This is a genomic window from Candidatus Arsenophonus triatominarum (assembly GCF_001640365.1).
GTDB lineage: Bacteria > Pseudomonadota > Gammaproteobacteria > Enterobacterales > Enterobacteriaceae > Arsenophonus > Arsenophonus triatominarum.
This window is the reverse complement of sequence record NZ_LWMI01000007.1, coordinates 333,592-353,185: the sequence shown is the minus strand read 5'-3', so window position 1 is coordinate 353,185 and position 19,594 is coordinate 333,592. Positions and strand designations below refer to the sequence as shown.

The following is a 19,594-nucleotide window of genomic DNA, read 5'->3' as shown; positions in this document are numbered from 1 at the left end:
TACTGGCGGCTCTATTTAAATTTAACAATTGGTATCATTATTTACTCATTGCCGCGACTTCAGCAGCAAAATCAGTTTCTACTTTTTCGATACCTTCACCAACTTCAAAACGGATAAAGTTAGTCATTGTTGCATTTTTCTCTTTTAGTAACGTACCAACTGTTTTACTTGGATCCATAACAAATTGTTGGCCAGTTAAAGAGATCTCACCGGTAAATTTATTCATGCGGCCCGTTACCATTTTTTCCGCAATTTCACGAGGTTTACCAGATTGCATTGCTATATCTAATTGAATTTGATGCTCATGAGCGACAACATCGGCTGGTACATCTGCCGGTGTAACATATTCGGGTTTGCTCGCCGCAATATGCATAGCAATATGTTTAATAAGCTCATCATCCGCACCGTTTGCAGACACAAGAACGCCAATACGAGCACCATGTAAATAACAGCCGATTTTTTCACCTTCTAGGATCTCGACTCGGCGAATATTAATATTTTCACCAATCTTGGCAACGATTGCTGTACGTTGTTCTTCAAATTTTGCCTTTAATTCTTCAATATTTGACAATTTATTTACAACAACGAATTTCAGTACTTCATTACCAAATGCTACAAAACCCGCATCCTTAGCCACAAAATCCGTTTCACAATTCAACTCAAGCAATGCACCAAATTTGCCATCGGCAGAAATTTCCGCCATTACTACACCTTCGGCAGCCACTCGACCGGCTTTCTTAGCCGCTTTTGCTTGACCTGATTTACGCATATTATCGATAGCTAATTCAATATTTCCATCAGCTTCAACCAATGCTTTTTTACACTCCATCATACCTGCACCAGTACGTTCGCGCAGTTCTTTTACCAAAGCAGCGGTAATTCCAGACATGTGATTTATTCCTCAATCTATCTGATGGGAAATCATCCCATGCAGACAATTCTCATTCTGATAAGTAAAAAGAAGCCAATTAGGCCCCTATAACCAATATATTGTAATACCTGGTCCATAAGGGCTCTTCTATACTAACGAAGAGCTGGCCTTATTATTCAGTCTCTATCAAGTTTTCTTCTGGTTTAATCGCCTGATCTTGAGAACGACCTTCATGGACAGCTTTCGCAACAGCATCCAGATACAGTTTAACTGCACGGATCGCATCATCATTACCAGGGATGATATAATCAACACCATCTGGATCAGAGTTAGTATCAACAACCGCAAATACAGGGATACCTAAGTTGTTTGCTTCTTTTATAGCAATATGCTCATGTTCCGCATCAACAACAAATAAAGCGTCAGGCAAACCGCCCATCTCTTTAATACCACCCAAACTATTTTCTAACTTGCTAAGCTCGCGGGTACGCATCAACGCTTCTTTTTTGGTCAACTTATCAAAAGTACCATCCTGAGATTGTGCTTCTAAATCTTTCAGGCGCTTAATAGACTGACGAACGGTTTTCCAGTTAGTCAGCATACCACCTAACCACCGGTGGTTAACAAAATACTGATCACAACTATTAGCCGCTTCTTTTATCGATTCGCTTGCTGCGCGCTTAGTGCCAACAAACAGAATTTTGCCTTTTCGTGAAGCAATTTTAGTCAATTCAGCTAATGCTTCATTGAACATTGGAACAGTTTTTTCCAAATTAATGATATGCACTTTGTTACGCGCACCAAAGATGTAAGTTTTCATCTTTGGATTCCAGTAACGAGTTTGGTGACCAAAGTGAACGCCCGCCTGAAGCATATCGCGCATGGAAACAGTTGCCATTTAAACCTCTATAATTTAGTAAATTGGGGTTATGCCTCCACAGATCCCATTCCCCGACTCATTAGCTGTAGATTTTCCTACAGATTAAGAGCACCCCGAAAATGTGCCGATCTGTGTGTGTTATAACACAGTTAAGTTTATGTTAGAGCTAAATCGATGTTTTTCTACTTATTAAAATACACAGAATGCCGGCGCGCTTTATATCATAAAATAACCAAAAACACCAGCTATAGTTATATTTTTCTACGCTTAAGTCATTTAGCTGAATTAAAAAAATAACACGACAATTAGTATTGCTTATTCTGAAATAAATAATATTCATTTCTGAATGAAATTTACTTTAACAATATTTTATTGTGTGTTATTGCTAATATCCTAATTTTTATGATTTTTTTACAGTTCACTAGTGATAATTCAATTTAAAATAATCAAACATTACTTTTTGGCTATTTTCATATTTAAAAAAAAAATTGATATGTTAAGTCGTTAGTTGGCATAACTGCGCTTCGCTGCTAACATAACCGTCCAACATACAGTATTTATATTTAATCAACATAATTGGCTGATAAGTGCATTTTTACTCACTTAAATCAGCATAAATAGGCAAAATTCATGGCTATCTCAATTAAAACGGAAGAAGATATTCAGAAAATGCGTATCGCCGGACATTTGGCGGCAGAAGTGTTAGAAATTATTGAACCTTACATAAAACCAGGCATTTCCACCGATGAACTTGATCGCATCTGTCACTCACATATCGTCGAAAAACAGCAAGCTATCCCAGCCTGTTTAAATTATCATGGCTTTCCTAAATCTATCTGCACATCCGTTAATGATGTTATTTGTCATGGTATTCCGAGTGATGAAAAAATCTTAAAAGAAGGTGATATCATTAATATTGATGTCACCGTTATAAAAAATAGCTTCCATGGCGACACCTCCAAAATGTTTATTGTTGGCAAACCAACTATTCAAGGCGAACGGTTGTGCAAGGTAACACAGGAAAGCCTTTATCTTGCCTTAAAAATGGTCAAACCTGGTATTCGTTTACGGACGATAGGTCAGGCAATTCAGCAATTTGTTCAACAGCATCATTTTTCTGTCGTGCGTGAATATTGTGGCCATGGTATTGGTCGAGTTTTTCATGAAGAACCTCAAGTATTACATTACGATGCTGATGACAGTGGTGTGATACTGCAAAAAGGCATGACCTTTACTATCGAACCAATGGTAAATACCGGCGATCATCGTATTAGAACAATGAAAGATGGCTGGACAGTAAAAACAAAAGATCGAGGTTGGTCGGCACAATATGAACATACTTTAGCTGTCACCGACGATGGGTGTGAAATTTTTACCTTACGGAAAGAAGAAGAACCATTTATTTCGACTATATTAGTGAATAGATAATTTTCAGATTGGCCTCCATAATTTTGGAGGATTTTACTTTAATGATATTGTTTTACTGCTTTTTATTGTCTATTCATACCATTTACTAGCAATCGCATAATCAGATCTCCTCCAGCAATTTCGCGGTTATAATACCATGATGAAAAGTAATCAGCCTGTCCCTCTCATCCTTGCGCTTGATAAATTATCTCAAGAGGATTTTACTTTACCTTTACTAAAACAACAGGTAGAGCGCTTGCAAAAATGGTTAGAACAATCTTTCAAGGAGGGAGTTACCGCCGCTGAACTTATTGCCGTCCGTAGCAATTATCTTGATAAGTTGCTACAGCGTCTTTGGCAAATTAATCGTTTCGAGCTAATTCCCCAATTATCATTAATTGCCGTGGGTGGTTATGGCCGACAAGAATTACATCCACTTTCAGATATAGATTTATTAATTTTAAGTCAACATCCTTTAGCTACCGCTATCACCACTAAGATTGGTCAATTTATTACTCTACTATGGGACTTAGGTTTTCAAGTTGGCCATAGTGTGCGCACATTAGAAGAGTGTTTACAGGCAGGACAAACAGATCTGTCTATCGCAACTAATCTATTTGAATCAAGGTTAATTTGTGGCGATCAAGCTCTGTTTCTATCATTACAGCAAGCGATATATAGCGATAACTTTTGGCCGTCTGATAAATTTTTTGCTGCCAAACGTAGTGAACAACAGTTGCGCCACCAACGTTATCATAGTACTAGTTACAACCTTGAGCCAGATATCAAAAGTAGTCTCGGTGGTTTGCGTGATATTCACATACTGTTATGGGTCGCACGCCGACATTTTGGTGCAACCACCATTGAGCTGACAGTTCATTTCGACTTTCTAAGCCAAGCAGAATATCGAGAATTAAAAATATGTTTAAATTTTTTGCTTCGTATTCGATTTGCGCTGCATTTAATGATAAAACGTTATGACAATCGCCTACTATTTGAACATCAATTAAATGTTGCCCGCTTACTTGGTTATCAAGGTAAAGACAATCAGCCCGTTGAGCAAATGATGAAAGACTATTATCGTGTCACACGACGTGTCCGAGAACTCAATAGCATGCTGCTACAACTGTTTGATGAAGCCATCCTTAGCGAAAAAAACCTAGCCGCGCCACATAAGCTTGATAATCAATTTCAACTTAGAGGAGATCTCATCGATCTGATTGATAGCACACTTTTCGATCGTCAACCCGCAGCCATATTGCAGCTATTTTATCAAATGGCAGAACAAGAAAATATTCAAGGAATATACTCAGCTACACTGCGTCAATTGCGTTTTGCTTGTCAAAAACTGGCTAAACCTCTGTGTGAAATCCCAATTGCTCGTGAAATTTTTATTACTATTTTGCGCCATCCCAGAGCGGTAAAAGGCGCCATTGTGCCCATGCACTTACACGATGTACTTAGTGCCTATACGCCAGTTTGGCAAAATATTGTTGGCCAAATGCAATTTGATCTTTTTCATACTTACACTGTCGATGAACATACTATTCGCGTATTACAAAAACTTGATCAATTTGCTGATCAAAATAATAGTAACCAACATCCTTTGTGCGTTGCCATTTATACCAAGCTTGCTCAGCCTGAAATTTTACGTCTGGCGGCTATGTTCCATGATATCGCTAAAGGTAGAAAGGGTGATCACTCTGAACTGGGCGCGAAAGATGCAAAACAATTTGCCCTAGCACACGGCCTATCTGAACATGATTCATCCTTAATTGCCTGGCTTGTGCGTCAACATCTTTTGATGCCAGTGACCGCCCAACGGTGTGATATTCAAGACCCGATTGTTATTAAACAATTTGCCAGTGAAGTAAAATCAATAAACCGGCTGGATTATCTTTTATGTCTGACTGTTGCCGATATATGTGCAACCAATAATAGCTTATGGAATAGCTGGAAACAAAGTCTATTAAAAGAGCTGTATCTATTAACTAAAAATCAATTAAATCAAGATACGCAAGCAATGCCCACTTTACGTCAACGGATCCAATCCAATCGCTTGCAAGCGTTAACCCAGCTAGGCGAAAAAAATATTGATCAAGGTGAGCTGAAAAAATTATGGTCACGCTGCCATGCCGATTATTTTTTACGCCATACTTCCCAGCAACTTGCCTGGCACGCTAGCGCTTTATTAAAACACAATTTAAATGAACCATTAATACTGATCAGTACAGTATCTGTGCATGGTGGTACTGAAATTTTTATATGGTGTCCAGATCAACCATCTCTATTTGCCGCGGTTGCTGGAGAACTTGATAGACGAAATCTTAATATCCATAGCGCCCAAATCTTTACTAACAAAGATAATATGACGATGGATACTTTTGTGGTATTAGATCCTAAAGGACAACCGTTGGCTCATGATCGCTATGAAAATATTCGCCAAGCCTTATTCAAAGTTATTAAGACCCCAAATAGCAAAACCTTGAAAACACGTAACGCCCATCATAGATTTCGCCATTTTAATATACCAACTAAAGTGCATTTTCTGCCCAATTATAATGGCAGGCCGACTTATATGGAGCTTATTGCCCTCGATCAACCCGGATTATTGGCACAGATCGGTAATATATTTACTGAAATGGCCGTGCTCTTACACGGAGCCAGGATCACAACGATTGGAGAAAAAGTTGAGGATTTGTTTGTACTTACTGATCAAAACAACCAGGCACTCGATCAAAATAAACAACATAAACTGGCAGAAAAATTGACCCAAGCCCTGACTGCAATAGATAAAGAAAATAGTAAACATGTTAAATAATTACAACCCAGAGGATGAGGAATTTTATGGAGCAACTTAAAACCATTATTGAAAATGCTTTTGAACATCGCGCAGAAATCACACCCGCGACGACCAATGTTCAACTAAGTGATGCAATCAATCAGGTGATCACTCAACTTGACAAAGGCCAGTTAAGAGTCGCTGAAAAGATAGATGGACAATGGACAACACACCAATGGCTTAAAAAAGCCGTGCTACTCTCTTTTCGTATCAATGATAATCGATTAATCGAAGGTGCAGAAAGCCGCTATTTTGACAAAGTAGCCATGAAATTTGCTGAGTATGATCATGCTCGTTTTCAACAAGAAGGATTTAGAGTTGTTCCACCAGCAACGGCTCGAAAAGGTGCGTTTATCGCCCGAAATACCGTTTTAATGCCATCTTATGTTAATATTGGTGCCTATATTGACGAAGGATCTATGATAGATACCTGGGCAACAGTTGGCTCTTGTGCGCAAATTGGTAAAAATGTTCACTTATCCGGTGGTGTTGGCATTGGTGGTGTGCTAGAACCCTTACAAGCTAATCCAACTATTATCGAAGATAACTGTTTTATTGGTGCTCGCTCTGAAATTGTTGAAGGGGTTATTGTTGAAGAAGGCTCGGTTATCTCAATGGGCGTCTATATTGGCCAAAGCACCAAAATTTATGATAGAGAAAGCGGTGAAATTCTCTATGGCCGAATTCCAGCCGGCTCTGTCGTCGTCGCGGGTAATTTACCGGCCCAAAATGGCAACTACAGCCTATATTGCGCGGTTATTGTCAAAAAAGTCGATGAGAAGACTAGAAAGAAAGTTGGCATTAATAAGTTACTAAGAACAATAGACTAAAATTTATCATAGCGGATAATCAATTGAATATCCGCTTAGTCTTATTATTATGCTAATCTGTAACAATTGTTAGATAACCTTAATTCCGTAAGGTATTAATATGATAACTTAAAAAGCTTAGGGATCACTCAACCTGAAGATATCGATCACTACACCCTTCGCCAAGAAGCAAATCATGACATTCTAAAGATTTATTTTCGCAAAGATAAAGATGAACACTATGCTAAAAGTGTAAAATTCGAATATCCGCTGCAACGAAAGCTGGTTAACCTAGATAACAACCTCAAAGAGATCAATGAAATTAATTGTAGTAGCTCAGACTTAATCTGACAGTTACCGGTTATTTATACAGTACCTGTCAGGTTAAATTTGATTTAAATCTTTCTCTCTCCAAAGTTGTTTTCCATCGTGTAAAGTTGCCATAGGAGTTCGACCGCAACACATTTTTCCTTGATGAGTGCGTTGGTTATTATATTCCGCTAACCATTTATCTAAATCAGCTTGTAATTCATTTAAAGCCCTATAGATTTTCTTACGAAAAGCCACCTGATAGAACTCTTGTAATACAGTTTTATGAAAGCGTTCACAAATCCCATTAGTTTGAGGTGAACGAGCTTTAGTTTTTGTATGATCAATATCATTGATAGCGAGATAAAGTTGATAATCGTGATGTTCAACTTTACCACAATACTCACTGCCTCTGTCCGTCAGTATACGTAACACCGGTAACCCATGCTGGGAATAAAAAGGGAGAACCTTGTCATTTAATAAATCTGCCGCCGTTATCGCGCTTTTTGTTGTGTAAAGCTTACAATGAACGACTTTACTGTAAGTATCAATGTAAGTTTGTTGATAAACACGACCAACGCCTTTTAAATGACCAACATAAAAAGTATCTTGTGAACCCAGATAACCTGGATGCGCTGTTTCAATCTCACCACAGGCTTCATCATCTTGCGCTTTCTTTTCTAGAGCACTGATTTGTGATTCTGACAGGATAATTCCTTCTGTTGCGATTTTATCTTCAAGCGCTTTTAGGCGTTTTGTAAAATTTTCGAGATTATGGCGCAGCCAAATAGAGCGAACGCCACTCCCCGAAACAAAAATGCCTTTTTTTCTTAGTTCATTACTACTGCGGTGTTGACCGTGTGCAGGGTATTCAATCGCATACTCGACTACAGCGCTTTCAATCTGTTCATCTACTCTATTTTTTACGTTAGGCACCCGTCGATTTTGATTAATTAAAGCGTCTATCCCACCATCGTTAACAAGTTCCTGGTAGCGATAAAACGTATCTCGGGATACCCCCATAATCTTACAGGCTTTTGAGACGTTATTAAGCTCTTCAGCGAGGTTAAGTAACCCGACTTTATGTTTGATGATAGGATTATTTGTTTGATACATAGAATTACCTTTTATTTAATTATCTAATGATGTTAATTAAAACCGGTAACGCTCTTTTTTAAATCAGAATTGTCGGATTAAGTTAAGACTAATACAAATTAATCTCCACCTACGGGATGTGATCGAAGAATTAAATCAAATTTGTCAACATAACCAAACCAACCATGATTTAAAAAGTAAAATATTAAATGATTTGTGCCATTTAGAATCTGTCGTAATAAGCGAAATTACGGAAATTAAATCAGATTAAAAAAAACTCTCCTGAATAACTCACTGCTGCTTATTTATGCTAATACTAACTGGCCGTTAGGCCAAATTTGTATTTTAAGCAGATAAACTCGCATAACCGTTTAACATTATCACGAGTTTCGCACAGGCATATAAAATTCCAGAAATGGCTTAAAAGCAATGGTTAATTTGCAAGTTACTAAAACGTATAAAATTGTTTAAATTACAATAAGTTGCTTTTAATTTATAAGATTTTGTCTATTTATATATTATGCTGAATTAAACTTAAAAATAGAGCGTTTTTTATTGGTGCGAAACTCGTGTATTTATCTAAAAATGAGGTAACAGGAGGTCTAGGCGAATATTTTGGTGGTTCACTTTTAGCCTTAAGATAACGTTTTACCGTATTTAGAGAAATCCCCAATTTCATTGCAATCTTTCGATTACTCATACCCTGTTTATGTAAAATTTTAATTTCCATAATCGTCTCAAAAATGATCATAGGCTCTCCTAATTTTTAGGAGAGCAGATTAAACCCTGGATCAGATTTCAACCGCTGGGGTGGATCATTTTTGCACCGTTGCTAACACCAGTCGCAGTCGGGAAAAATATGAACCTGCTGTGCTAACCACTGCTCTGTGGCTTTGAAACCGCATGAGCTGCAGGCTTTTGAATTACAGCTCTGGCAGAAAAAACGGCTGTGAGAACAATCAGGCGAAGCGCAACAATAGCGTCGGACACCCATGGAACAAGTGCCGCAGGTAAGCATACGCTCGACAGATAGACGGGTCCATGAACTGACGCCGTCACCGTGTTTTTCGAGGAATTTATTCCAGCCATCATCGATGGTGAAAAGCAGTTTAGCAGGACGTGGGATATACATCTGAGTAAATCACCCTATGGGGATCTTTTCGCAGAGTATAAAACAGTACTCAGCTCATTAACATCCCCGAAGCAGCGTAGCTGCGCCGCTCACGCGGAGCGGGCTACGTTCATGTAATGATAGAACACGAGGAAGCACTATTCGTTGGACAGCGAAATTACGGTGATAAAATTGAATCGCTGCAATATTTGTCACTGAAGCTTGAACGGAGACATGACGTTCAATATGGGGATATTTATTGGTCGCATATTCTAAGATAGCCAGCGATTAAAACCATTAGGGTGAGCAAAGGTATTGATAGCAACATGTAATTTGCAATCATGAACATGAGCGTATTTGACGGCTTCAACCAATTTTTTCGCTAAAATTTAAACCAGCAAAATGACGTGCATTAGTGTCATCTTTAAAACCAATATAGACCGCATCGGCGCCATTATCGACAGCTACTTTTAAGGCAGGTAGGTTACCTTGCCGGACATAATAATTCCATTCGATGATCCTAGCGTATACACGAGTTTCGCACAGGCATATAAAATTCCAGAAATGGCTTAAAAGCAATGGTTAATTTGCAAGTTACTAAAACGTATAAATTTGTTTAAATTACAATAAGTTGCTTTTAATTTATAAGATTTTGTCTATTATATATTATGCTGAATTAAACTTAAAAATAGAGCGTTTTTTTATTGGGGCGAAACTTGTGGTATAGTTAGATGTCTATCGATTGTAGTCAAGGTGTAATATAGTTGTTTTGACTTAAACCAGATTACTTTCTTTTGTGAATTGATTTTGCTAGATGGAGCATAAAATTGAACGGAATTAATCGATTGTTGGTTAAATTTTGATGTGGATTCAAGGATATTAATTAATAATTTGGCAGAATGGATGATTATCATTAATGCTTAGAAAATATATCATAAAAGTGCAAGAGGAATTTGGAACGTGTTAAAAAAAATTCGCCAGCAGATTATCCAACAAGGGCCTAAATTGGTGCATTTACCATTAAAAGCTACGCCTTTTATATTAGAGCGTCAAATTCTGGAGCAATTACTAAGTTGGCAATTTCAGCAGGCATTAAACGATGGCGAACTGGATTTTTTTGCAGAATAAATGGCTAAAAGTTGAGGTGCAAGATGTACAACTTGTTTGGTATATTAGCCTGCAGGCAGGTAAAATCATAGTTAGTAAAGATCAACAAGCAGATGTCAGTTTTTGTAGTGAGGCGAATGACTTAATTTTAATTGCCGCGCATAAAGAAGATCCTGATACCTTATTTTTCCAACGTCGATTGCATATCGAAGGTGATACAGAGCTTGGTTTGTATGTAAAAACCTGTTAGATGCATTTGAGTTAGAGACCATGCCTACAATTTTACGTTTTGGTTTATTGCAATTAGCCGATTTGATTAAACTAGTACAAAATGACACGAGTTTCGCACCAATAAAAAAACGCTCTATTTTTAAGTTTAATTCAGCATAATATATAAATAGACAAAATCTTATAAATTAAAAGCAACTTATTGTAATTTAAAAAAATTTATACGTTTTAGTAACTTGCAAATTAACCATTGCTTTTAAGCCATTTCTGGAATTTTATATGCCTGTGCGAAACTCGTGTATACCTTTAAAGCCCAAACTATGTCGTTATATTTTCTATCCAAAACCAGTACTCGTCATGGACAATTGATGCTTAAAAACCCGATTGTAGCTGGAACTATTTGCTGTCAAAGCAAATCAGTGGCCAACATACAAAGAATACAATTAATCGGTAAAGTCGATCTCCTAACCGGCAAGCAAGAAAAGCAAACCAGGCAGACTATAATCGGCGATTTCCAGTCGCTATGGCAGCCAGTGTCCCTATTTGGCAATTATCTTTACAACAGATCAAAATGGTCAATAATAAGTTAGGTTTTGGCACTAAACTGTTCTGGCATCGTGATAGTTAATTCAGTCTATGGATCACTTGATTATGACTACCTCGCCATAATAGATTGGGGTCATAGCGCGCTTGAATGAATTTACCATCAACTAATACATCAAGATAGTTAACGACGGCTCGTTGATTATCAGTTAATTGGTCAAGGGTATAACCGCTCCATAGCCAAATATCTTTATCTGGGCATTCGAGTTTGATGCGTTTAACCAGTTGTAAAATCGTCTCTACATTTTGTGGATGTAATGGATCGCCGCCAGAGAGGGAAAGTCCCTGACGAACTATCCTTTGGTCTTGCAAATCAGTGATGATTTGATTTTCTATTGCTTGGGTAAACGGTTTACCCGAATCAATTTTCCAGGTGCTTTTGTTGTAACAACCTTTACATTGATGGAGACAGCCAGCGACAAATAACGTACAACGTGTTCCTGGGCCATTAACCACATCAACCGGGTAATATCGATGATAATTCATAATTGTTATCCAAGTTGACCATTTTTCAAATGTTTAACGCGTCGTTTGACTTCTTCTTGTTTACCTCTATTGAATGGTCTAGCATCGGGACTGCCAAGATAACCACAAACGCGGCGAATAACCGAAACGCGGGTTGGATCATGATTGTCGCAAGATGGGCAGACGAATCCTTTACTGGTACAGGCAAATTCACCCGCAAAACCACATTCATAACACTCATCAATTGGGGTATTCGTGCCATAATAGGGGATATGGTGGTAACTGTAATCCCAGACATCTTCTAATGCTTTTAAGTTATGCTGTAAGTTTGGATATTCACCGTAGCAGATAAAGCCGCCACTGGCTAAAGCAGGGTAAGGGGCTTCAAAGTCAATTTTATCGTAGGGATTGACCTGTTTTTCGACATCCAGATGAAAACTATTGGTATAATATCCTTTATCAGTAACCCCCTCGATTAAACCGAATTCAGCCACATCTAAGCGACAAAATCGATCACATAAATTCTCACTGGGGGTACTATATAAGCTAAATCCATAGCCGGTTTCAGCTTTCCAGTAATCTGTCGCTGCACGTAGCTGCTTAATGATCTGATAGGATTTTTGTCGCAAAGTTTCATCATCAAAAACATGTTGTTGCGTACCATAAAGAGCATTGATTGTTTCATGCAGGCCGATATAACCTAAAGAGATCGATGCACGACCACGTTTAAATATTTCAGCAATATTGTCTTCTGCTTGTAAACGAACGCCACAAGCACCTTCCATATAAAGAATTGGGGCGACACGCGCTTTGACATTTTCCAGTCTGGCGATACGCGTCATCAGTGCTTTTTTGGTAATTGCCAATCTGTTATCCAATATTTGGTAAAATCGTTGTTCGTCACCTTTGGCCTCAATTGCTATCCGGGGCAAGTTAATACTGATTACACCGAGATTATTACGTCCTTCATGAATAGCTTGACCTTGCTCTTCATAAACGCCCAAGAAACTGCGGCAACCCATCGGTGTTTTGAAAGAGCCGGTGACGTTTACCACCTGCTCGTAGTTAAGAATATCTGGATACATCCGTTTACTGGCACATTCAAGTGCAAGCTGTTTAATGTCGTAGTTGGGATCGCCATATTGGTGATTGATCCCCTTACGGATAGCAAAAACTAATTTTGGAAATACCGCGGTTTTACGATTTTTACCTAATCCAGCTAAACGATTTTGTAAGATAGATTTTTGGATTAATCGTGACTCTTTTGAGGTTCCTAAGCCAAACCCAAAGGTAACAAAAGGTGTTTGGCCATTTGCGGTGTGCAGTGTATTAACTTCATATTCTAGTGATTGAAAAGCGTCATAACACTCTTTTTCTGTCCTGCTCTCAGCGTAGGCAAATTGGTCGGCAATTTGCCATTCTTTGGCAATTTTTAAGTGTTTTTTATAGCTCGCCTGAACAAATGGAGCCAGCACTTCATCGATACGATTAATGGTTGTACCACCATAAATATGGCTGGCCACTTGGGCTATAATTTGTGCTGTGACGGCGGTGGCGGTTGAAATTGATTTTGGTGGCTCAATTTCAGCATTGCCCATTTTAAAACCTTTGGTTAACATGCCTTGCAAATCGATCAGCATACAGTTAAACATCGGAAAAAATGGTGAGTAATCCAGATCATGATAGTGAATTTCACCACGTTCATGTGCCATAACGACATCACGCGGTAAAATATGTTGTTTAGCATAATGTTTAGCAACAATACCTGCTAATAAATCGCGTTGAGTTGGAATAACCTTACTGTCTTTATTCGCATTCTCATTAAGTAACGAAACATTACTTTGCTCAATTAAGCCGCGAATTTCGTGAGTAAGACGGCTACGTTGTTCTCTGGCAATGTCACGTTCATGGCGATATTCAATGTAATTTCTGGCCAGATCTTTATAAAGACCCGCCATCAATTGATTTTCAACTGCATCTTGAATTTCATGAATATCAACGGTTTGGCGGTTGCCTAATTGTTGTTCGACGACTGAGGCGACAACTGCACAATATTGATCATCGCAAATCCCAGTGGCAGCGGCTGCACGCATGACGGCTTCTTTGATCCGATTTTTATCAAAAACGACCTGACAACCATCGCGTTTAATAACTACTGTTTTCACAATAGGCTCCTCCAATTGTTATCCACAACTTAATCACAGTTAATCATGTAGGCATTAATTTGTGGATAACTTGTCTATAAATTCTATATCTAGTGCTTTTATGTATATTAAAGCACAATATATAGTATCTGGTTGTTATTTAGCAGGGCTTTTATTGATCTAAAACAAAGAAGTTTGATGTTGTTTGCTTTTTAGCTAAATGTTAATAACAACAGAGAGGTTTAAGTTGCTAATTATTTAAAAATCTTTACAGAAAAAGTTTCTATAAAGATTTGGTAAATCATAAGCGCTGGCTAAGTTTGATTAGGCATAATATCAAAGTTAGTGGTTTTTATTGACGAATAGCTATCGCTTCAATTTCAATGCCAACATCTTTTGGTAAGCGAGCAACTTCGACGCAAGAACGAGCAGGATAAGGAGCATTATGTTGGTTAAAAAACGCTTCATAAGTGGCATTTACGCTCGCGAAATCATTCATATCTTTAACAAAAACAGTAGTTTTAACAATATTAGCCACACTGAGCCCCGCTTTTTCTACGATAGCCTGAATATTTTTCAGTGACTGTGTTGTTTGGGCAATTATGTCTTCAGCTATTTCACCGGTTTTCGGATCAATCGGAATTTGGCCGGATGTAATAATCATGTTGCCAAGATCAACACCTTGCACATAAGGGCCGATAGCTGCTGGTGCATTTTCAGTTTTAATTTCGTATGACATAAGTTGTTATTTACCTTGTAGTCTAAAAGTTAATTATAAATTTACTACCACCACTATTCTAGTGGTCGACATGAATGAGAGGGTTATATAATACTGCATTACATATTATTAATTACCGCATGTCTATCAAAGGTTTTTTCACAATATTTGCATGTCAGAATGACATCATTATGTCGCTGTTTAATGGTAAAACTGCTACTGACCGGTTCATTATTGCTAATGCAGTTACTGTTAGGACAGATTAAAACTGCATCAATTTGCTCAGGTAAGCTAATTGATAGCTTTTTTTCCACTTTATAGTCTTTAATACAGTTAACGGTGGCATGGGGAGCATACATTGCCAGTTCGTTTGCTTGTTCAGGGGTGAGAAAGGTATTTTCAATTTTAATCAGATCTTTTTTACCTAAGTGATTAGAAGGTAGATTTAAACCTATAGTAATACGCTGATCAGTTAGCGTTAATTTAAACAACGAAAGTAATTTAAAACCCATTTGGGCAGGAATATGGTCGATAACGGTGCCACAGCTAATTGCTTCTACTTGTAATTTGTGGTTATTTGCCATAATTGAATGCCTCAGAAATTAATGGTTTTATTTAAGATCAGTGCTAGAAGTGCTTGTCGTGCATAAATACCATTACCGGCTTGCTGAAAATAGTAAGCATGGGATGTTTTATCAACATCAGTAGTAATTTCGTCCATACGTGGTAGAGGATGTAAAACTTTCATACCAGGTTTAGCGACGGCTAATTCATGGCTGTTTAAAATGAATTGGGCTTTAACATTGGCATATTCAGAAGGATCTAAACGCTCTTTTTGCACTCGAGTTACATAGATAATGTCCAGTTTTGGCACGACCGCCTCTATGTTGTCATGTAAGCTATAAGTTACCCCTTTTTCTTCTAGCAGATGAAGGATATGAGCTGGCATCGATAAAGCTTCAGGTGCAATAAAATAGAGATGATTATTATCAAACTTCGATAATGCTTGGGTTAATGAATGAACGGTTCGGCCATATTTTAGGTCACCAACCATCGCAATATGCAAATTATTTAAGCTGCCTTGGCTCTCTTGAATGGTGAATAGATCGAGTAATGTCTGGGTAGGATGTTGGTTGGCACCATCACCGGCATTTATCACCGGAATTTTTCCTGAAAATTGAGCCGCTAAACGTGATGCGCCCTCTTGTGGATGACGGATAACAATGGCATCAACATATTGGCTAATAACCGATATCGTGTCTGCCAAGGTTTCGCCTTTTTTACCTAACGAAGTATTATTGCTATCGGAAAAACCCACCACCGAAGCACCTAAGCGGTGAATGGCTGTTTCGAAAGAAAGGCGCGTACGGGTGGAAGCTTCAAAGAAACAACTGGCAATCACTTTATGTTTTAGCAGATTAGGTTGGGGATGTTGTTTTAGTGATGTAGCAACTTCAAGTACAATGAGTAGATCTTCACGCTTTAAATCATTAATCGAGATTATGTCTCGAAGATACAACGGATTAACCATCGTGTTGTTCCTCCTTTCTTTGTGCCATATTTAAGTATTGTTATGCCAAAAAAAAGCCCCTCATTGAGGGGCTTGAATAAATAGGGTTAATTGAGGAGGAAATGCAATAACTAAATAGCCCAATGGCAGCAATGCATATATTGATTCTTTTAAGCATTGGTTATGCATTTTTTCCCCCGCAAAAAATTTGGCACATTATACGTCGCTCTGTCAGTATAGCAAGTGATTACAGACACGAGTTTCGCACAGGCATATAAAATTCCAGAAATGGCTTAAAAGCAATGGTTAATTTGCAAGTTACTAAAACGTATAAATTTGTTTAAATTACAATAAATTGCTTTTAATTTATAAGATTTTGTCTATTTATATATTATGCTGAATTAAACTTAAAAATAGAGCGTTTTTTTATTGGTGCGAAACTCGTGTACAGAAAGAAAATTGAAAAAAATGTTTAAAAATATAATGCATTAAATTCAGAAAAATTTTTTGCACGGTAACAAAATAATTGTTGCTGAACCTACTGAGGAATATTTTGGCAACATTAAACCTAAAATTCTTAGTTACCAATAATTAGATGGATGGTCTATTTTTCGTTATCTACCAATCGAAAATCAATTTTTAATTAATTGTTTTTGTTGATATTCACTCAAATAATCATACCCGAGTTGCTTTTTATTAAACAGAACTCGGTAATTTTACTTATTTTTTTATATTGAACTTATATTCAAATCATGATCATAAAAAATCCAAATCAATCTGAATATAAATTTCTTTGTTGTAATAGTAGCTCTCCTTCGTTGGCTATGGGAGAATGCAAAAGTTACTGTCATATTAATACAGAGGGAGCGCGACATGGTTAATAAAAAAGTACTAGGAGAGCAGCACGCAGATACCCGTTTGGATGTTGAAAATGTAGCGACGGATAGCAGTGATCCTAATGTGTTTTATGAAATAGAGCAGTACCTTTCAGCTGAAGAGTTGACGTCGTTTAAAAAAGCATTATCAGAACAGCAAATTTCCACAGAAAATTTGTTACTGGAGCAAAAAGCAGTTGCAGAGCAGCGAGCAGAAACGCATTCAATCATCGAAGAATTATTGGAAGATGGTAGTGATCCGAATGCTTTGTATGAAATAGAACATCACTTTTCGGCCAAAGACTTTAAGTTATTGGAAAAAGCGGCAATAGTGGCATTTAAATTGGGTTATGAAGTGCATGATGCTGAAGAGCTAGAAATTGAAGATGGTACAGTACTGATGTGTTGTGATGTCTATCGAGATAGCGCGCTTGATGCAGAATTAATTGATAAACAAGTCGTACAATTGATGATGTTAACTGAGAAAATTGGCATTAACTACGATGGTTGGGGTACTTTCTTTGAAGATCCTAATTATGATGATGCGGAAGAAAAGGACGTTGAACCGAAGGCATTACACTAGAATCAAATTGTTAGAATAGAAAGTACAGGGATTATAAATTGTAGTAGCTCAGACTTGATCTGACAGTTACCGGTTATTTATACAGTACCTGTCAGGTTAAATTTGATTTAAATCTTTTTCTCTCCAAAATTGTTTTCCCTCGTATAAAGTTGCCATAGGAGTTCGACCGCAACACATTTTTCCTTGATGAGTGCGTTGGTTATTGTATTCGTCTAACCATTTGTCTAAATCAGCTTGTAATTCGGCTAAATTACCGAAGATTTTCTTACGAAAAGCCACCTGATAGAACTCTTGTAATACAGTTTTATAAAAGCGTTCACAAATCCCATTGGTTTGAGGTGAACGAGCTTTAGTTTTTGCATGATCAATATCGTTGATAGTGAGATAAAGTTGATAATCGTGATGCTCAACTTTACCACAATACTCACTGCCTCTGTCCGTCAGTATACGTAAAATCGGTAATCCATGCTGGGTGTAAAAAGGCAGAACCTTGTCATTTAATAAATCTGCCGCCGTTACCCCGCTTTTCGTTGTGTAAAGCTTACAATGAACGACTTTACTGTAAGTATCAATGTAAGTTTGTTGATAAACACGACCAACGCCTTTTAAATGACCGACATAAAAAGTGTCCTGTGACCCCAAATAACCCGGATGTGCTTTCAATTTCACCATTGGCCTCATCATCCTGTGCTTTTTTTTTCGAGTGCGCTGATTTGTGATTCTGACAGGATAATCCCTTCTGTCGCTATTTCATCTTCTAGCGCCTTTAGACGTTTTTTTAAATTTTCAAGATGATGACGTAGCCAAATAGAACGAACACCACTGCGCTTTCAATCTGTTCATCTACTCTAACCTGAGTTCGGGATAAGAAATAAAGTGAAAGTCTTGCTATTCAAATAGTTGAATGCGCATATTTCGTTAAAATACTCTAACAATCTGGTTAAAGAGTAGAGCATTGTTAAACAATGATGGAAAATCTTACTGAACTTTATTGCCTGATGGATGATTTTTGTAAAGACTTCGAACCAAAAATGCATGAAATTTTGCTGAATAACGGTAGTAAGCTTCGTAGACGGTCTACTCAGCTTTCATTGGCTGAAATGATGACACTGGTTGTTTTGTTTCATCAACTCCGATTCAGCCAATTCAAGGTATTTTATCTTCTATAGCTAGGCGACTTAATTTTGATTACAGCATATGTATTAAAAACAGGTCATCGATAGTGCATCCTGTTTCCATCTTTTTACGTTTAGCTTGAGACCATTTATGTTCTATAGGATTTAAATCTGGTGAATACACAGGCAAATATTCTATCTGGTGTCCTGCGTTTATAATTGCCTGTTCAATATTCTTACCTTTGTGAAAGCTAGCGTTGTCCATAAAAATAACAGAATTTTCAGGAAGTTCTGGGAGCAATATTTTTGTGATCCAAACATAAAAAACATCACGGTTAATATTGCAATCAAATAATCCGATAGCAAAAAGGGTTGTTCCCAATAAAGCGCCAATAACATTTGTTCTTCCCTTAGCACCCCAGTTTTTCAGGCCAAAACAACGGTGACCTTTTGGGGAATAGCCGTGAGTTCGTGGAGTGTCATGTGAAAAACCACTTTCATCAATAAAAACAACAGATTTATCTTTTTTTTCATACTGTTGTCTTTTTTGCTGATGTGCCAGCCTGTCGCTTTCGTTGGTTTTTGGATGGAATAGAGTTTTTTTTATAGGTTAATCCCAGCTTTTTAAGGGATTGCCAAATAGTCTTTTTACAAACACCGAATCGCTCTGCCCGTTCCTTTTGGTAAGCATCTGGATACTGTTCCACATCTTTTGCTAAAGCATTTTTATCGAGCTTCCTCTTACGTGGCGTTGAATTTTTTGGCTCTGGTCGTTTAAGCCAACGTACTAAAGACGCTTTTCCAATACGGAATTGTTTCGCAGTTTCTCGAATTGTTAAACCTTCGGCTTTCCTTACAGATATTACTTTACGTCGAAAATCAATTGTATAACTCATAACACACCTTGTAATCAAAATTAAGT

Annotated in this window: 14 protein-coding genes and 8 pseudogenes; 8 read left to right on the top strand and 14 right to left on the bottom strand. The window is 37.6% G+C overall.

The genetic code is table 11. The features are described from left to right. Positions 1–37: 37 nt before the first annotated feature. Together tsf and rpsB are read right to left on the bottom strand one after the other, a co-directional pair. Entirely contained in the window at positions 38–889 is an 852-nt protein-coding gene (tsf, locus tag AYJ55_RS06990; RefSeq protein ID WP_063655084.1) for a translation elongation factor Ts, read from the bottom strand. A 154-nt stretch (positions 890–1,043) separates the two neighbouring features. Beyond that, positions 1,044–1,769, bottom strand: coding sequence for a 30S ribosomal protein S2 (gene rpsB / locus AYJ55_RS06985; RefSeq protein ID WP_063655082.1), 726 nt, complete (start codon positions 1,767–1,769; stop codon positions 1,044–1,046). Positions 1,770–2,381: 612 nt separating this feature from the next. Between rpsB and map the strand changes: the two genes are divergently transcribed. The 4 genes and pseudogenes from map to AYJ55_RS25280 form a co-directional block, all read left to right on the top strand. Next, positions 2,382–3,179 carry a type I methionyl aminopeptidase gene (map, locus tag AYJ55_RS06980; protein ID WP_063655080.1) on the top strand — a complete coding sequence of 266 codons (798 nt, stop codon included), beginning with the start codon at positions 2,382–2,384 and terminating at the stop codon, positions 3,177–3,179. A gap of 139 nt (positions 3,180–3,318) precedes the next feature. Next, the gene (gene glnD, locus AYJ55_RS06975; RefSeq protein ID WP_162505381.1) at positions 3,319–5,979 is read left to right on the top strand and encodes a bifunctional uridylyltransferase/uridylyl-removing protein GlnD; all 2,661 of its coding nucleotides are present in this window, start codon (positions 3,319–3,321) and stop codon (positions 5,977–5,979) included. Between the two features lie 26 nt (positions 5,980–6,005). Beyond that, positions 6,006–6,830 (top strand): 2,3,4,5-tetrahydropyridine-2,6-dicarboxylate N-succinyltransferase, encoded by an 825-nt coding sequence (gene dapD, locus AYJ55_RS06970; RefSeq protein ID WP_063655069.1) that lies wholly within the window; start codon positions 6,006–6,008, stop codon positions 6,828–6,830. A 99-nt stretch (positions 6,831–6,929) separates the two neighbouring features. Beyond that, positions 6,930–7,136, top strand: a pseudogene (locus AYJ55_RS25280) (DUF3461 family protein); the annotation flags it as partial. A 57-nt stretch (positions 7,137–7,193) separates the two neighbouring features. On the opposite strand, the gene AYJ55_RS06965 reads toward AYJ55_RS25280, so the two are convergent. Further along, the gene (locus AYJ55_RS06965; RefSeq protein ID WP_063654070.1) at positions 7,194–8,234 is read right to left on the bottom strand and encodes an IS481 family transposase; all 1,041 of its coding nucleotides are present in this window, start codon (positions 8,232–8,234) and stop codon (positions 7,194–7,196) included. A gap of 94 nt (positions 8,235–8,328) precedes the next feature. Between AYJ55_RS06965 and AYJ55_RS25275 the strand changes: the two are divergent. Further along, a pseudogene (locus AYJ55_RS25275) lies at positions 8,329–8,484 on the top strand (DUF3461 family protein); the annotation flags it as partial. A 291-nt stretch (positions 8,485–8,775) separates the two neighbouring features. On the opposite strand, the pseudogene AYJ55_RS06960 reads toward AYJ55_RS25275, so the two are convergent. The 3 pseudogenes from AYJ55_RS06960 to AYJ55_RS28285 form a co-directional block, all read right to left on the bottom strand. Beyond that, positions 8,776–8,964 (bottom strand): annotated as a pseudogene (locus AYJ55_RS06960) (helix-turn-helix domain-containing protein); the annotation flags it as partial. Between the two features lie 87 nt (positions 8,965–9,051). Beyond that, a pseudogene (locus AYJ55_RS06955) lies at positions 9,052–9,345 on the bottom strand (transposase zinc-binding domain-containing protein); the annotation flags it as partial. Positions 9,346–9,453: 108 nt separating this feature from the next. Continuing rightward, positions 9,454–9,835: pseudogene (locus AYJ55_RS28285) on the bottom strand (peptidase U32 family protein); the annotation flags it as partial. A gap of 449 nt (positions 9,836–10,284) precedes the next feature. Here AYJ55_RS28285 and ubiT point away from each other — a divergent pair. Then, positions 10,285–10,821 (top strand): annotated as a pseudogene (gene ubiT, locus AYJ55_RS06945) (ubiquinone anaerobic biosynthesis accessory factor UbiT). A 462-nt stretch (positions 10,822–11,283) separates the two neighbouring features. Here ubiT and nrdG read toward each other — a convergent pair. The 5 genes from nrdG to pyrB all read right to left on the bottom strand — a co-directional run bounded on the left by nrdG (position 11,284) and on the right by pyrB (position 16,120). Next, positions 11,284–11,748: an anaerobic ribonucleoside-triphosphate reductase-activating protein gene (gene nrdG / locus AYJ55_RS06935; RefSeq protein ID WP_063655063.1), complete on the bottom strand. Its 465-nt coding sequence runs from the start codon at positions 11,746–11,748 to the stop codon at positions 11,284–11,286. A 5-nt stretch (positions 11,749–11,753) separates the two neighbouring features. Continuing rightward, a complete protein-coding gene (gene nrdD / locus AYJ55_RS06930) occupies positions 11,754–13,892 on the bottom strand; it encodes an anaerobic ribonucleoside-triphosphate reductase (protein ID WP_063655060.1) in 2,139 nt (712 codons plus the stop codon). A 331-nt stretch (positions 13,893–14,223) separates the two neighbouring features. Next, complete coding sequence (locus AYJ55_RS06925; RefSeq protein WP_063655059.1) at positions 14,224–14,610, bottom strand: RidA family protein; 387 nt, start codon at positions 14,608–14,610, stop codon at positions 14,224–14,226. A 98-nt stretch (positions 14,611–14,708) separates the two neighbouring features. Then, positions 14,709–15,173 (bottom strand): aspartate carbamoyltransferase regulatory subunit, encoded by a 465-nt coding sequence (gene pyrI, locus AYJ55_RS06920; protein WP_063655057.1) that lies wholly within the window; start codon positions 15,171–15,173, stop codon positions 14,709–14,711. Positions 15,174–15,184: 11 nt separating this feature from the next. After that, the gene (gene pyrB / locus AYJ55_RS06915) at positions 15,185–16,120 is read right to left on the bottom strand and encodes an aspartate carbamoyltransferase (protein ID WP_063655055.1); all 936 of its coding nucleotides are present in this window, start codon (positions 16,118–16,120) and stop codon (positions 15,185–15,187) included. Positions 16,121–17,149: 1,029 nt separating this feature from the next. Between pyrB and rraB the strand changes: the two genes are divergently transcribed. Next, positions 17,150–17,557, top strand: coding sequence for a ribonuclease E inhibitor RraB (gene rraB / locus AYJ55_RS06910; RefSeq protein ID WP_032114577.1), 408 nt, complete (start codon positions 17,150–17,152; stop codon positions 17,555–17,557). A gap of 96 nt (positions 17,558–17,653) precedes the next feature. Here the strand turns inward: rraB and AYJ55_RS06905 are convergent. Beyond that, a pseudogene (locus AYJ55_RS06905) lies at positions 17,654–18,381 on the bottom strand (integrase core domain-containing protein); the annotation flags it as partial. Positions 18,382–18,525: 144 nt separating this feature from the next. Here AYJ55_RS06905 and AYJ55_RS06900 point away from each other — a divergent pair. Next, a pseudogene (locus AYJ55_RS06900) lies at positions 18,526–18,723 on the top strand (IS982 family transposase); the annotation flags it as partial. A gap of 22 nt (positions 18,724–18,745) precedes the next feature. Here the strand turns inward: AYJ55_RS06900 and AYJ55_RS06895 are convergent. Next, positions 18,746–19,234 (bottom strand): IS630 family transposase, encoded by a 489-nt coding sequence (locus AYJ55_RS06895; protein ID WP_063653499.1) that lies wholly within the window; start codon positions 19,232–19,234, stop codon positions 18,746–18,748. Beyond that, positions 19,203–19,568: an IS630 transposase-related protein gene (locus AYJ55_RS06890; RefSeq protein ID WP_063653415.1), complete on the bottom strand. Its 366-nt coding sequence runs from the start codon at positions 19,566–19,568 to the stop codon at positions 19,203–19,205. Before AYJ55_RS06890 ends, AYJ55_RS06895 begins: the two co-directional genes overlap by 32 nt. Positions 19,569–19,594 lie beyond the last annotated feature (26 nt).

Excerpts from the sequence above, each read along its gene's own strand:
- pyrB (WP_063655055.1), bottom strand. The coding sequence starts at position 16,120 with ATGGTTAATCCGTTGTATCTTCGAGACATAATCTCGATTAATGATTTA.
- dapD (WP_063655069.1), top strand. The coding sequence starts at position 6,006 with ATGGAGCAACTTAAAACCATTATTGAAAATGCTTTTGAACATCGCGCA.
- pyrI (WP_063655057.1), bottom strand. The coding sequence starts at position 15,173 with ATGGCAAATAACCACAAATTACAAGTAGAAGCAATTAGCTGTGGCACC.
- AYJ55_RS06965 (WP_063654070.1), bottom strand. The coding sequence starts at position 8,234 with ATGTATCAAACAAATAATCCTATCATCAAACATAAAGTCGGGTTACTT.
- tsf (WP_063655084.1), bottom strand. The coding sequence starts at position 889 with ATGTCTGGAATTACCGCTGCTTTGGTAAAAGAACTGCGCGAACGTACT.
- nrdG (WP_063655063.1), bottom strand. The coding sequence starts at position 11,748 with ATGAATTATCATCGATATTACCCGGTTGATGTGGTTAATGGCCCAGGA.
- glnD (WP_162505381.1), top strand. The coding sequence starts at position 3,319 with ATGAAAAGTAATCAGCCTGTCCCTCTCATCCTTGCGCTTGATAAATTA.
- AYJ55_RS06890 (WP_063653415.1), bottom strand. The coding sequence starts at position 19,568 with ATGAGTTATACAATTGATTTTCGACGTAAAGTAATATCTGTAAGGAAA.
- map (WP_063655080.1), top strand. The coding sequence starts at position 2,382 with ATGGCTATCTCAATTAAAACGGAAGAAGATATTCAGAAAATGCGTATC.
- rpsB (WP_063655082.1), bottom strand. The coding sequence starts at position 1,769 with ATGGCAACTGTTTCCATGCGCGATATGCTTCAGGCGGGCGTTCACTTT.
- AYJ55_RS06925 (WP_063655059.1), bottom strand. The coding sequence starts at position 14,610 with ATGTCATACGAAATTAAAACTGAAAATGCACCAGCAGCTATCGGCCCT.